Annotated in this window: 14 protein-coding genes and 1 tRNA gene; 11 read left to right on the plus strand and 4 right to left on the minus strand. The window is 70.0% G+C overall.

Going from position 1 to position 13540, the window contains the following annotated elements; all coding sequences use genetic code 11:
• The first annotated feature begins 50 nt into the window (after window positions 1-50).
• Window positions 51-767, plus strand: a complete 717-nt coding sequence (locus EVS83_RS09925; RefSeq protein ID WP_133500891.1) for a rhomboid family intramembrane serine protease — start codon at window positions 51-53, stop codon at window positions 765-767.
• Here the strand turns inward: EVS83_RS09925 and ubiA are convergent, their stop codons facing one another.
• Window positions 768-1658 (minus strand): 4-hydroxybenzoate octaprenyltransferase, encoded by an 891-nt coding sequence (ubiA, locus tag EVS83_RS09930; protein ID WP_246022858.1) that lies wholly within the window; start codon window positions 1656-1658, stop codon window positions 768-770.
• Between the two features lie 149 nt (window positions 1659-1807).
• Between ubiA and EVS83_RS09935 the strand changes: the two genes are divergently transcribed.
• The 5 genes from EVS83_RS09935 to EVS83_RS09955 all read left to right on the plus strand — a co-directional run bounded on the left by EVS83_RS09935 (window position 1808) and on the right by EVS83_RS09955 (window position 6777).
• Window positions 1808-1884 (plus strand) — tRNA-Arg (locus tag EVS83_RS09935).
• Window positions 1885-1999: 115 nt separating this feature from the next.
• Window positions 2000-2395, plus strand: a complete 396-nt coding sequence (locus tag EVS83_RS09940; RefSeq protein WP_166636870.1) for a group III truncated hemoglobin — start codon at window positions 2000-2002, stop codon at window positions 2393-2395.
• Window positions 2396-2544: 149 nt separating this feature from the next.
• Complete coding sequence (locus tag EVS83_RS09945; RefSeq protein ID WP_133500894.1) at window positions 2545-3195, plus strand: carboxypeptidase regulatory-like domain-containing protein; 651 nt, start codon at window positions 2545-2547, stop codon at window positions 3193-3195.
• 4 nt (window positions 3196-3199) lie between these two features.
• A complete protein-coding gene (locus tag EVS83_RS09950) occupies window positions 3200-5530 on the plus strand; it encodes a putative bifunctional diguanylate cyclase/phosphodiesterase (protein WP_133500895.1) in 2331 nt (776 codons plus the stop codon).
• A complete protein-coding gene (locus tag EVS83_RS09955; protein ID WP_133500896.1) occupies window positions 5527-6777 on the plus strand; it encodes a hypothetical protein in 1251 nt (416 codons plus the stop codon). The genes EVS83_RS09950 and EVS83_RS09955 overlap by 4 nt, the downstream gene beginning before the upstream one ends.
• 9 nt (window positions 6778-6786) lie before the next feature.
• Here the strand turns inward: EVS83_RS09955 and EVS83_RS09960 are convergent, their stop codons facing one another.
• On the minus strand, window positions 6787-7338 hold the full coding sequence (locus EVS83_RS09960) for a DUF1003 domain-containing protein (protein WP_133500897.1): 552 nt from the start codon (window positions 7336-7338) through the stop codon (window positions 6787-6789).
• Between the two features lie 128 nt (window positions 7339-7466).
• On the opposite strand from EVS83_RS09960, the gene EVS83_RS09965 reads away from it, so the two are divergent.
• From EVS83_RS09965 to EVS83_RS09975, 3 genes are read left to right on the plus strand one after another with little or no spacing between them, the layout of a single operon-like run.
• Window positions 7467-7868 carry a ketosteroid isomerase-related protein gene (locus EVS83_RS09965; RefSeq protein ID WP_133500898.1) on the plus strand — a complete coding sequence of 134 codons (402 nt, stop codon included), beginning with the start codon at window positions 7467-7469 and terminating at the stop codon, window positions 7866-7868.
• Window positions 7868-8479, plus strand: a complete 612-nt coding sequence (locus EVS83_RS09970; RefSeq protein WP_133500899.1) for a GNAT family N-acetyltransferase — start codon at window positions 7868-7870, stop codon at window positions 8477-8479. The genes EVS83_RS09965 and EVS83_RS09970 overlap by 1 nt, the downstream gene beginning before the upstream one ends.
• Window positions 8476-9360, plus strand: a complete 885-nt coding sequence (locus EVS83_RS09975; RefSeq protein WP_133500900.1) for a carbon-nitrogen hydrolase family protein — start codon at window positions 8476-8478, stop codon at window positions 9358-9360. The genes EVS83_RS09970 and EVS83_RS09975 overlap by 4 nt, the downstream gene beginning before the upstream one ends.
• 11 nt (window positions 9361-9371) lie before the next feature.
• On the opposite strand, the gene EVS83_RS09980 is transcribed toward EVS83_RS09975, so the two are convergent.
• Window positions 9372-11111 (minus strand): putative ABC exporter domain-containing protein, encoded by a 1740-nt coding sequence (locus EVS83_RS09980; protein WP_133500901.1) that lies wholly within the window; start codon window positions 11109-11111, stop codon window positions 9372-9374.
• Window positions 11108-11845: an ABC transporter ATP-binding protein gene (locus tag EVS83_RS09985; protein ID WP_133500902.1), complete on the minus strand. Its 738-nt coding sequence runs from the start codon at window positions 11843-11845 to the stop codon at window positions 11108-11110. The genes EVS83_RS09980 and EVS83_RS09985 overlap by 4 nt, the downstream gene beginning before the upstream one ends.
• Window positions 11846-11995: 150 nt before the next feature.
• On the opposite strand from EVS83_RS09985, the gene EVS83_RS09990 reads away from it, so the two are divergent.
• Both EVS83_RS09990 and EVS83_RS09995 read left to right on the plus strand, forming a co-directional pair.
• Window positions 11996-12889, plus strand: coding sequence for a pirin family protein (locus EVS83_RS09990; RefSeq protein ID WP_133500903.1), 894 nt, complete (start codon window positions 11996-11998; stop codon window positions 12887-12889).
• 128 nt (window positions 12890-13017) lie between these two features.
• Window positions 13018-13533 carry a c-type cytochrome gene (locus tag EVS83_RS09995; RefSeq protein ID WP_133500904.1) on the plus strand — a complete coding sequence of 172 codons (516 nt, stop codon included), beginning with the start codon at window positions 13018-13020 and terminating at the stop codon, window positions 13531-13533.
• Window positions 13534-13540: the final 7 nt, after the last annotated feature.

The following is a 13540-nucleotide window of genomic DNA, read 5'->3' on the forward strand; positions in this document are numbered from 1 at the left end:
AGCGCGCCGCCGGCCTTGCAAACCCCGGCCGGCGGCGCCACGTCGCCTGAATGCACCTGCACACGCCTGCACCGCCCGTCGACCCCGCGCAGCAACGCCAGCTCGACCGGCGCCGCTGGCGACGGGCCTTCAACCTATCGCTGGCGGCCGTGCTGGCGCTTCTCGCGGTCTATTCCGCGCAGTCGACGTTCGACGTCGGCGCGTGGACCGTGCGGCCGCACGTCGTCGACGGCCTGCGCGGCGTGCTGACCGCGCCGCTGCTGCACGGGTCGGTCGACCACATCGCGAGCAACGCGATCGCCTTGCTGCTGCTCGGCACGCTGACGATCGCGCAGTACCCGCGTGCGCTGATGCGCACGGTGCCGCTGGCATGGATCGGCTCCGGGCTGGGCGCGTGGTGGCTGGGCGAGACCGGCTCGTTCCATCTGGGCGCGAGCGGCGTGATCAACGGCCTGCTCTTCATGGTGCTGACGCTCGGACTCGTGCGCCGCGATCGTCCGGCCGTCGCGGCGGCGATGCTCGGCCTCACGCTGTTTGGCGGCGCATTGATGTCGGTGCTGCCGCACGAGCCGGGCATCTCGTGGCAGTCGCATCTCGGCGGCGCCGTGGGTGGCGTGATCGGCGGACTGTGGGCACGACATGCCGACCCGATGCCGCCGCGCGTGCGCTACAGCTGGGAAGACGAGGAAGACGCCACGATCGACGACGCTGTCGATGCGCCTGTCGACACGACGCATCGCGACGCCTCGCGCGTCACCTGGGGCTGATCAGCGCGACGCCAGATCGAGCGCGAGCCCCGCGAAGACCGCGAGGCCGACCCAGTGGTTGTGCAGGAATGCGCGGAAGCAGGCGTCGCGCTCGCGATGCCGCGCGATGCGGAATTCCCACACCACCAGCGCGATCGCGACGGCGAGCCCGATGACGTAGGCGGGCCCGAGCGCACCCATCACGCCGACCGCCGCGAGCAGCACGAAGAACAGCGCATACAGGATGGACTGCGCGAGCAGGTCGTGCCGACCGAACAGGATCGCCGTCGACTTGCTGCCCATGCGCAGGTCGTCCTCGCGATCCACCATCGCGTACCAGGTGTCGTAGGCGGTCGACCACACGATGTTCGCCGCGTACAGCACCCACGCGACCGTCGGCACATGGCCGCGAATCGCCGCGAACGCCATCGGAATGCCCCAGCCGAACGCCATCCCGAGATACACCTGCGGGAAATACGTGTAGCGCTTCAGATACGGATAGCTCGCGGCGAGCACGACGCCGACGATGCTCATCGCGATCGTCAGCCCGTTCATGGTGAGCACGAGCGCGAACGCGACGAGCATCAGCACCGCGAACACCGCGAGTGCTTCGCGACCGCGCACTTCGCCGGTCGCGAGGGGACGGTTCTTCGTGCGCTCGACATGCGGATCGAGCCAGCGATCGGCGTAGTCGTTGATCACGCAGCCGGCCGAACGCGTGAGCCAGACGCCGAGCGAGAACACCACGAGCGTCCACAGCGGCGGCAAACCACGCGCCGCGAGCCACAGGCCCCACCACGTCGGCCACAGCAGCAGCAGCCAGCCGATCGGGCGATCGCCACGCACCAGCGCCCAGTACAGCGACAGCTTCCGGCGCCAGCCGGTGGGCTCGGATCGGGCAGGAGACGACACGCTCATCGGATCATCGCGACGCCGCGCTCGCGGCAGGACAGGGTAAGCGTCGAGGCGCGTATGTCGCATTCACGGCGGGCGGCCCCGGCCCGGGCGATTGCAGCTAGAATGCCCGTCCCGCGCGGCCCGGCCGCGTGCGGTCACGCAGTGCGCCTGTAGCTCAGCCGGATAGAGTAGCGGCTTCCGAAGCCGTTGGTCGGGGGTTCGAATCCCTCCAGGCGCGCCATTCCCACGTGCGCATTCGCCGCTTTCGATTCGTCGAACGCATGTGCATGTCCCACGCACCTCGCCTGCCGCTTCGATCCAGCCCGGATGCAGCCGCGCCGGGCGACACTGTCCGGATGACCGACACCGCACTCACCGAAGCCGACATCGCCCGGCTCGTCGACCGCTTCTACGAGCGCGTGCAGGCGCATCCGACGCTCGGCGCCGTGTTCAATCCCGCGATCCACGACTGGCCCGCGCACAAGGCGACGCTGGTCGACTTCTGGTCGTCGATCGAACTCACGACCTCGCGCTATCGCGGGCGGCCGATGGCGATGCACCGACCGCATCCGATCCAGGCGTCGCACTTCGCCGACTGGTTGGCGCTGTGGGAGACCACCGCGCGCGAGGAACTCACGCCGGCGCAGGCGGATCGATTCGTCGAGCATGCGCAGCGCATCGCGCGATCGCTGATGTACGGGCTCGGCATGGACGCGAACCGGCGCCCGCTGGGCCTGCCCCTCCTCGGCTGAACGCGTTGGCCGCGACGCGTGTCGCATCGCTTGCGTGATCAAGGTTCGCCGCCACGCGCCGATAACGCCTGATCGAGAACCGTCGCCGCACCGGAGGCGGGTGTAGGCTGGACGCGGGCTGCGGCCCGAGCGACGCCGGAGGGGACGGCATGCGGATTCGTGCGGGACTGGGCGCGTTGCTGGCGATGATCGCCGGCGGCCAGGCGATGGCAGCGCAACTGACGGTGGACGTCGCGGATCGGCAGGGCAAGCCCGTTGCCGATGCGGTGGTCACGCTGCTGCGTCGCGACGGCGCCGGCCCGAAGCCGGGCGCGTCGACGACGCATTCGATCGACCAGAAGCAGCTGATGTTCCGGCCCTACGTCGAGGTCGCGCGGCCGGGCGATTCGGTCGTGTTCCGCAACAGCGACACGACGCGCCACCACGTCTATTCGTTCTCGCCGGTGAAGCAGTTCGAATACGTGATCGCGCCGAACGCGAGCGCGCCCGCGGTGAAGCTGCCGCGCACGGGCGTGGTCGCCATCGGCTGCAACATCCACGACGGCATGATCGCCTACCTCTACGTCACCGATGCGCCGTGGACCGCGCGCACCGATGCGACCGGCCACGTGGTGTTCGACGGCCTGCCCGCGGGCGCCTACGACGTGCGCGTCTGGCATCCGCGCCTGCCGCCCGCGAAACCCGATCTCGTGCAGGCCAACGTCGCGCTCGCTGCCGACGATCGCCGCCGCGCGCCGTTCACGGTGACGCTGCTCCCCGACCTGCGCTTCCAGTTCGACCGCGAGCGCACGCGGTACTGAGCCGATGACTTTCCGCACGCGCCTCGCGCTGTTCCTCGTCGCGATCCTGATCGCGGTGCAGGCGCTGACCGCCGGGCTGGTCTACGGCGTCACGCGCCGCGCGCTGATCGACGAAGGCCGTCGCCAGCTCGACATCGCGTCCGGTGCGTTCGCCCGCCAGCTCGACGACCTGTCGGCGCGCGTCGCGTCGAGCGTGCAGGTGCTTTCGCTCGACTTCGCGTTGCGTTCGGCGATCGCGCAGCGCGATCGCGACACCGTGCTGTCCGCGCTGCGCAATCACGGGCGCCGCGTCGGTGCGACGCAGATGCTGCTGGTCGGCCTCGACGGCCGCGTCGAAGCCGACACCGCGGGACGCTTTGCCCAAGGCACGCCATTTCCGTACGCCGACCTCGTCGCGCGCGCGCCGCAGCAGCCGGCATCCGCGGTGGTCGCAGCGAACGGACATGCGAGCTGGATGGTGGTGGTGCCGGTGTTCGCGCCGGATCTCGTGGGCTTCATCGCCGCGGCGATCCCGGTCGACGACGCGTTGCTCGCGAAACTGCAGGCGCAGTCGGCGCTGCCCAAGGAAGTCGAACTCGCCGCGCGCGACGGTGGACGCTGGCGCACGATCGCGCACGGCAGCGGCGAAGGTGCGCTGACGCCCGCTCTCGCGGCGCACGGCGACACGCTGCCGACGTCGCCCGAGCTCGCCACGCTCGACGGCCGCGAATACGTGGTGCAGGCGGTCGCACTCGATCATTCGCGCGACAGTCCCGCGGTCGCAGCCGTGCTCGGTTATTCGGTCGACGCCGCCTTGCAGCCGTATCGCGCGGTCGCGATCGCATGGGCCGGCCTGCTCGGTTTCGGTCTTGCGGTCGGCCTTGCCGGCGCCTGGCTGATCGCACGCGGTGTATCGCGTCCGGTCGAACGCCTCGCCGCGTCCGCACGCCGCATCGAGTCGGGCGACTACGCGCCGGTCGATGCGCCGGCGCGCGACGACGAGATCGGCGCGCTCGCCGCGGCGTTCGATTCGATGACGCAGGCGATCCGCGAACGCGAGGCGCACATCGTCCATCAGGCGACGCACGATCCCGTCACCGGCCTCGCCAATCGCAGCGCGGCGGAAGCGTCGATCCAGCGCGCACTCGACGATGCCGGCGGCGAGGCCGCGCTGCTGATGATCGGTCTCGAGCGCGCACCGGCGATCGTGAAGACGCTCGGGCATGGCGTCGGCGACCGCCTGATGCACGACGTCGGCCAGCGCCTGCGCGCGCCCGCGGGCGCCGCGCTCATCGCGCGCGTCACCGACAGTCAGTTCGCGGTGTTCCTGCCGAACGCTTCGCACCGGGACGTCCACCATCTCGCGCTGCGCCTGATCGACGTGCTGTCGGATCCGTATCGCGAAGCGGAACTGCGGCTCGATCTCGCACCCGCGGTCGGTATCGCGCTGTCGCCGTTGCACGGTCGCGATGCGGCGACGCTGTTGCGTCGTGCGGATGTCGCGCTGATCGCGGCGCTCGGCGCGGACGAACCGGTCGCCGTGTACGACGCCGCGACGGATCCACATCGCCCGGAACGCCTGTCGCTGATGGGCGATCTGCAACGCGCGCTGGGCGGCGATTCGCTGGCACTGCATTACCAGCCGAAGCTGCATCTCGCGAGCGGCCGCATCGACGGTGCGGAAGGGCTGGTGCGCTGGTCGCATCCCGACCGCGGCCCGCTCGCGCCGGACCTGTTCATCGGGCTCGCGGAAGAGACCGGCAACATCCGTCGCCTCACGCGCTGGGTGCTCGACGCCGGCATCGCGCAGGCCAGTCGCTGGCAGGCCGCGGGCCATGCCGTGCGCGTGGCGATCAACGTCTCGGCGCGCGATCTCGAGGACACCGAACTGCCGCGCCGCATCGCCGCGTTGCTCGCGACGCATCAGGTCCCGGCCGAACGCATCGTGCTGGAAATCACCGAAAGCGCGCTGATGCGCGATCCCGACGCCGCGTTGCCCGTTCTGCATCGCCTCGCCGACGCCGGCATCGCGTTGTCGATCGATGACTTCGGCGTCGGCCAGTCGTCGTTCGCCTACCTGCGCCGCCTGCCGGTGCGCGAGCTGAAGATCGACCGCGCGTTCGTCGCGCCGCTCGCGCAGTCGCGCGAGGACCGCATGATCGTAAAGTCGATCGTCGAGCTCGCGCATGCGCTCGGCTATCACGTCACCGCGGAAGGCGTGGAAGATCCGACGGCACTCGACTATCTCGCCGGCATCGGCTGCGACCACGCGCAGGGCTTTCTGATCGCGCGGCCGATGAACGCGGCGGCGTTCGATGCGTTCGTCGCGACGCGTGCGGTGGGGGCGTCGGCATGAGGTTCGGAAGACACATCGTTCGCCGGCGCCGGCTGTCGCTCGCCGCGCTGGTGTTCGCGAGCGCCTTCGGCCCCGCAGCGCTCGCACAGTCGTTCCACGTGCAGGGCGCGATCGATGCGCGCGTCGGCGCCACGACGTCCGACAGCGCCAGTGGCTTCGATGGCGGCTTCGGGAAGGCGCGCCTCGGTGCAGACGACGGCCACTTCGACGTGCATGGTGCGTTGCTCGCCGACTGGCAACTTGCGCCGACGCTGCTGGCCTCCGCGGAAGTGCGCTACACGCCGGAATCGCGCAAGCCGTTCGACGTGCTCGACGCCTGGCTGCGGTGGCGGCCGGTGTCTACGAGCGCATGGCGCGGTTCGGTCAAGGCCGGCATGTTCTTCCCGCCGATCTCGCTGGAGAACGACGCGATCGGCTGGACCAGCCCGTACACGATCACGCCGTCCGCGGTGAACACCTGGGTGGGCGAAGAACTGCGCACGCTCGGCGTCGAAGGGCAGGTCGAACATCGCGGCGCGCGCGGCACGTTGAGCGCGAGTCTCGCGGTGTTCCAGAAGAACGATCCCGCAGGCGAACTGCTCGCCACGCGCGGCTGGGCGATGCACGACATCGTCTCCGGCCTCGACGGCAGCCTGCGCGAGCCCGACGCGGTCGCGGCCGTGTTCGGCACCGCGCCGCCGATCCGCTTCCGTCCGTACCTGGAGCTCGACCATCGCCTGGGCGCGTATGCGGCGGTGGACTGGCAGTCACCGGCGCAGAGTCGCGTCACTGCGATCGTCTACGACAACCGCGCCGATCCCGCGCGCGAAGTCGACTACGCCGGTCGCGAGCTGTACGGCTGGCGCACGAGGTTCTGGAACGTCGGCGCGCAGCATCGCGTAGGCGACACCGTCGTCATCGCGCAGGTCATGCGCGGCAGCACGATCATCGAGCCGTTGCCGGGCTTCCAGTTGGACACGCACTTCGCCGCCGGCTACGTGCTGGCGGCGCGCGACGTTGGGCGATGGCGGCCCGCGGCGCGCTTCGACCTGTTCCAGGCGAAGCAGACGCCCGGCGGCGGCCCGCAGGCGCGTGACGAACACGGCCATGCGGTGACGCTCGCGCTCAACTGGCGCCCCGACGATCGCTGGCGCGTGACCGGCGAAGTGCTGCACATCGACAGCACGCGCAACCAGCGTCGCTTCGACGGCCTCGACCCGCACCAGCGCGAACTGCTGGTGCAGGCGAACGTGCGCTGGCTGTTCTGAGCGAACGACTCAGCGCGCGTCCAGTCGTTCGACGATCGCGCGGATCATCGCCAGCTGCTCCTCCTGACGCCGCAGCAGATCGGCCAGTTGCGCGTCGCGCATCGCGTCGAGCTTCTCGTGCAGCGCCATGATCTCCATCTCCGACTTGAGGTTGACCTCGTAGTCGTGCGCGGCGTCGAGCCGGTCCTTCGACGCCTGCCGGTTCTGGCTCATCATGATGATCGGCGCCTGCACGGCGGCGAGCATGGACAGCATCAGGTTGAGGAAGATGAAGGGGTAGGGATCGAAGGGGTGCGCGAGCATGCGCGTGTTGAGCGCGGCCCAGGCGACGAGCACCAACGCGAAGATGATGATGAAGGTCCACGAGCCGCCGAACTTCGCGACGCGATCGGCGAGCCGGTCGCCCAGCGTCAGCCGGCCGTCGAAGGCGAGGTTCGTGTCCGCGCTGAGCAGGCGCCGCTCCGTCGCCAGGTCGATCACGCGTCGCTCGCTTTCGCGCAACTCCGCATAGGCGCGGCCGAACCAACGGTGCGCGGTGAGGTCGGTGTGGGCGGTCGACATGACGCGGCTCCGGCGGGCGATAGGCCGACTGTAGCCGGCGCGCGCATGCAATGCGCCGTCGCAGGATCGTCGCCGCTGCGCACGCCGGTGCTGGCTAGACTGCGGCGTCTCCCCTGCGAAGCGTTTCGATGACGACGGTCGACCTCATCCACGCCTATTACGACGCGTTCAACCGCGGCGATCGCGAGGCCATGCTCGCCATGCTCACCGACGATGTCGTGCACCACCTCAACCAGGGCGCGCGCGAAGTGGGCCGCGACGCGTTCCGCGCCTTCATGCAGCGCATGGACCGCAGCTACAGCGAGCGGTTGACCGACATCGTTGTGCTCGCGAACGCCGACGGCACGCGCGCGGGCGCCGAGTACGTCGTGCACGGCACCTACAAGGCGGACGACGAAGGCCTGCCGAAGGCGACGGGCCAGACCTACGTGCTGCCGGGCGGCGCGTTCTTCGACATCCGCGACGGCCGCATCGCACGCGTCACCAACTACTACAACCTGGAAGACTGGATCGCGCAGGTGGGCGGCTGATGACGTTCGTCGGCGACGTGCGCGTCGAGGCCGTGCGCGGGCCGGATATCGGCGCCCGCCTGGCCGACGTCGCACGCCTGCGCATCGCCGTCTTCCGCGACTGGCCGTATCTCTACGACGGCGACGAAGACTACGAGGCGCAGTACCTGTCAACGTACGTGCGCAGCACCGACAGCGTGTTCGTGCTGGCGGTCGATGGCGACCGCGTCGTCGGTGCGTCGACGGGGCTGCCTCTCGCCGACGAGGAACCCGCATTCCTCGCGCCGTTCGCAGAGCGCGGGATCGATGCGTCGCAGGTCTTCTACTGCGGCGAGTCGGTGCTGCTGCCGGCGTATCGCGGCCGTGGGCTCGGCCATGCGTTCTTCGACCGGCGCGAAGCGCATGCGCGCGCGCTGGGTCGCTTCGACTGGACCGCATTCGCGGCGGTCGATCGCGACGCGGCGGACCCACGTCGTCCCCGCGACCATCGCGGCAACGAGGGGTTCTGGACGAAGCGCGGTTATGTTCGCCAGCCGGAGATGACGATGCGGCTGTCGTGGAAAGAAGTCGGCGACCACCACGAAAGCGAAAAGCCGCTGACGTTCTGGCTGCGCCCGCTGGAGGCCGCATGAAAGTCGCCGTCGCCAAGTATCCGATCGGCACGCCGGCCGACTTCGAGGTGTTCGTGGCACGACAGCGCGCGGTACTCGAGGAGGCAGCACGCGGCGGTGCACGCATCGCCGTGCTGCCCGAATACCTCGCACTCGAGCTCGCGGCGACGTTCGAACCGTCAATCGCCGGCGACCTGCATGCATCGCTCGCCGCGATCCAGGCTTATCGCGATGCGTGGCTCGATCTTTACGCCGCGCTGTCGCGCGAGCTCGACCTCGTCATCCAGCCCGGCACGTTTCTCACGGACATCGGCAACGGGCGTTATCGAAACCGTGCGTGGTGGTTCGCGCCGGACGGTCGCCGCGGGTTCCAGGACAAGTTGCAGCTCACCGCGTTCGAAAAGCAGACCGGTGTGATCGACGGTGGCGACGCGCTGCGCGTGATCGACGTCGACGGCGTCCGGGCCGGTATCGCGGTCTGCTACGACAGCGAGTTCCCGTTGCCTGTGCGTGCGCAGGCCGAAGCCGGCGCCCGCTTGCTGCTGGTGCCGAGCTGCACCGACACCGATGCCGGCGCACGTCGCGTCGAAGTCGGTTGCCTTGCGCGTGCGCTGGAAAACCGCATGTTCGTCGCGCAGTCGGTGACGGCCGGCGAGGCGCCATGGAGCCCGGCGCTCGACGTCAACACGGGCGAAGCGACGCTCTACGCACCGATGGATCGCGGCCTGCCGGCCGACGGCATCGTGGCGCGCACGCGCGGCGATGCGCTGTGGGCGATCGCGGATCTCGATGTCGATGCGCTGGACGCGAGCCGACGGGACGCGCAGGTCGCGAACGATCGCGACTGGCCCGCGCAATCGAAACCCTCACTCACGCACGCACGCCTCGACGACGGACGCTGAGGACACATCGCTCAGCGCAGCTCGGTCGACACGTCGAAGCGTTCGATGCGGCCGCCGAGCCAGCGCACCATCAGCATCGCTTCGCCACCGAGCACCGCCGCACCGGCAATCGCGGCCACGGCGATCGCGGGCGGCCAGCCAGCGACCAGCTTGACGCCCCACAGCAACGCACCGCCGACGATGGTCGCCGGCACCAGCGAAATCGCGAGCGTGATCAGGTAGACGCCGCCGAAGATCATGCGCTGGCCCATCACCTCGACGCCGCCGCCGCGGCCGCCGGGGTTCCATCCCGGGAAGACGAGCAGGCCCGCGAACGGCACGCATAGCATCACCGCGCATACCGCCGGTGCGAGCACGATCGCGGCGATCGCGAATGCGGCGACGAGACCGGGCGTCAACCACGCGACGTTCGAGAACGCGCGTTCGGCGGTGAGCAGCATCAGCCACTGCACCGGCACCAGCATCGCGATCGGCGCGAGCAGCTGGCCGAGCGCGATCTGCCAGCCGCGCAGCGGCGTCGCGCGCAGCACGTCGAGCTGGTCGAGCGTGGTGCGCAGGCTGCCCTGCACGAACATCGGGCCGACCATCGCGCTCCACCCGGCGATCGCGAGGCTGACGATGCCGATGACCTTCAGGAACGCCGCGCCGACCGGATTCGCACTCAACGCCTGCGTCGCGATGAGCACAACCACGACGGCGATGAGCAGCGAGCGCGCACGCCACAACGGGCCCGCGGCAATCAGGCCTTTCCACAGGAACGCGACCGGCGCGAAGCCGCGCGGCGCGAGCTTGAACGGCGCCTTGCGCGCACGCTTGGGCGGCGCACGCAGCGCATTGCGACCGTCGCGCTTGGCTGCGGCCGATTCGGCGCGGCGCGTCGCGAGCGCCATGCTCGCCTCTTCGAACGACACCTGCGAACGCACGACCCACGCGTAATGCAGCGCGAACAGCAGCAGCGCCCACGGCATCGCGCGCATGAACGCGGCGGTGGACGTCGCGACCATCGGCGCGGTCAGCGCACGGAACGGCATCAGCACCGAGTGCGCGGGGCCGGCGTCGAGCACCGAGGCGACGTACGCCGTCACTTGGCGCGGCCCCTCGAGGTTGCCCGGCAGCGGTGCGTGGTCGCGCGCCCAGACGACGCAGACGGCGACGAGCGCGACCAGCAGCGCGACACCCGCGATGCGACGCCAGATCGGCCGCACGCCGAGATCGAGCAGACGTTCGCGCGTGAACGACGCGCCGAGGAAGTGCAGGCGTGTCGTCGCGACGATGACCCACAGCGCGGTCGCGTACTGGAACGGGTTGATGCCCATCGCCCGCCCGCGCTGCAGCAGCAGCGACAGGAGGAACACCGACACGAACAGCATCAGCTGCGAGCGGATCACGCTGAAGTGGATCAGGCCGGTGCGCGAGATCGGCGCGGGAAACAGGAACGCGGCTTCGGCTTCGTTGAAACGCAGCACCGCGCGATCGCTCGGGAAGATCCACGCCGACAACATGAACAGCAGCGTGCCCAGCGCTGCGAGCGAAGCGATGACGGTGCCCATGCCGTCCGGCATCGCCATGAAACGCACGTGGTTGCTGTTCGGCCCGATCATGTGGCGGAACACGACGCCGTAGAAATACGCGACGCCCGCGATCGCACCGATCAGGTACTTCGGCTGCTTCAGCCGGCGAACACGCTGGCGCACGCGGTTGGCGAGCGACACCGTCTGCATGTAGGCCAACGCACGGACGACGCCGTTCATGCGCGCGTCGCGCCGGGTGCGTCTTCGGTGGCGAGGAAGAACACGTCTTCGAGCGTGGCGCCGTCGCCGGCGAACTTCGCGCGAATGTCGGCGACTGGCCCATTCGCCATCGCACGCCCGTCCTTCAGGATGAGCAGGTGCGTGCAGACTTCCTCGACGAGGCCGAGCAGGTGCGAGCTCAGGATGATCGACGCGCCGCTCGCGGCGAGGCTGCGCATCATGTCCTTCATGCGCCGCATGCCGCGCGGGTCGAGGCCGGTGAGCGGTTCGTCGAAGATCACCGCCTTCGGCCCGTGCAGCAGGCCGCAGGCGATCGCGAGCTTCTGCTTCATGCCGCGCGAGAGTTCGGTCGGCAGCAGGTCCTGCTTGTCGGCCATCTCGAGGTCGGCCAGCAGTTGGTCGCCGCGCGCCTTGTAGTCGGCCACGCCGTACAACCGCGCGACGAAGGTGAGGTGCTGCGCGACGGTGAGGTAGTCGAACAGCCGCGGTTCGTCGGGAATGAACGCCATCGTGCGCTTGGCGCCAACCGGATCCTTCGCGAGATCGACGCCGCCGAGGCGGATCGTGCCCAGCGACGCGGGGATGATGCCGGCGACGCAGCGCAGCGTCGTCGTCTTGCCGGCGCCGTTGGGGCCGACCAGCCCCATCACCTCGCCGGGGCGCACCGCGAACGACAACTGGTCCACGGCGGTGAACTCGCCGTAGCGCTTGGTCAGGCCTTCGACCTCGATCATGTCCGCTCCCCTGTAGTCACGCGATTGTGGAGCGGACGCGCCCGCGTGCAACCGCCGGTCGTAATGCCGCACCGGCCCGTTCCATCCATCGACCTCGCCGGCACGGCGCATCGCGCCTATAACGACGACGTCCGCACCGGAGCCGCGCCCATGATCCAGCTCGTCATTCCCGCCCGCCGTCGCGATCTCGGCGGCTTCGAGGTCGGCCGCGTGCTGCCCGCGCCGCTGCATCGCATGGTCGGGCCCTTCATCTTCTTCGACCACATGGGGCCGGCCGACTTCCCGCCGGGCATCCCGCGCACCGTCGACGTACGCCCGCATCCCCACATCGGGCTGTCGACGGTCACCTACCTGCTCGACGGCGAGATCATGCATCGCGACAGCGTCGGCTCCGAGCAGGCGATCCGCCCGGGCGAGGTGAACTGGATGACGGCGGGGCGCGGCATCACCCATTCGGAACGCTTCGAGAAGGCGCGCGCGCAGGGCGACCGGCTGGACGGGCTGCAGGCGTGGGTCGCGCTGCCGGACCATCTCGAAGAAACCGACCCCGGCTTCGTGCACGTCGACGCCGCGCAGCTGCCGGCGTTCGACGAGGCCGGCGTGCGCGGGCGGCTGATCGCGGGTACGGCGCTGGGGCTGGTCGCGCCGGTGCCCGGGGCGTCGCCGCTGTTCTACCTGCACCTCGACCTCGAGGACGGCGCGCGCTTCGTGCTGCCGCCCGATCATCCGGAACGCGCGTTCTATGTCGCCCGGGGCGAGGCGGAGATCGACGGCCAGCGCTTCGGCGTCGGCCAGATGGCGGTGCTGACGCCGGGCCGAACCGCCGAAGTCGTCGCACGCGGGCCGGCCACGGTGATGGCGCTCGGCGGCGAGGCGGTCGGGCCGCGATTCATCGAATGGAACTTCGTGTCCTCGCGCAAGGAACGCATCGAGGAGGCCAAGGCCGACTGGCGCGCCGGGCGCATGAAGCTGCCGGACCTCGACGACGGCGAGTTCATCCCGCTGCCGCCGGACCCGCCGCCGCCGGCGAATCCGATGTCCTGAGGCACCGTGCAGGTCCGTCGCCACGGGGCCGGTGATAAACTGCCGCGCCTGGTGGCGGCGCCCCGCGACGTCCACCGCTCCGACCCAATTTCGGCCCCGCGCGCCCGCAAGCGCGCACAAGGTGGATCGTGCGCAATTACGACCTGGTGTTCCTCAAGAAGTTTTCGATGGTGATCGGCTTCCTCGTGCTGATCATGCTGAGCCTCATCCTCGCGGCGCTCTACATCAACGGCTCGCTGCCGCACGACCGCGATCCGTCGGTGGTGCGCATCACCGGCGAGCGCATCGCGCCGACCGGCGCGGTCTACGCGGGCCAGACCGGCGCCGCGCAGCAGGCCGCCGCGTCCGCCGCCGCTGCAGCCGCTGCCGCCTCGCAGGTCGCTTACGGCGGCACGAAGGACGGCTCGGTCATCTTCGGCAACCTGTGCTCGGGCTGCCACGGCTCGGGCGCCGGCGGCGCGCCGACGCTGGACCACTCGCACTGGGATGCGCGCCTCGCCAAGGGCAAGGACACGCTGCACAAGCACGCGATCGAGGGCTTCCAGGGCGCGGCGGGCGTGATGCCGGCCAAGGGCGGCAACCCGGCGCTGACGGACGAGCAGGTCATCGCCACCGTCGACTGGATGCTGGCCAACCTCAAGTAAGGCCCCG

It is taken from the genome of Cognatilysobacter terrigena, assembly GCF_004361065.1.
Classification (GTDB): domain Bacteria; phylum Pseudomonadota; class Gammaproteobacteria; order Xanthomonadales; family Xanthomonadaceae; genus Cognatilysobacter; species Cognatilysobacter terrigena.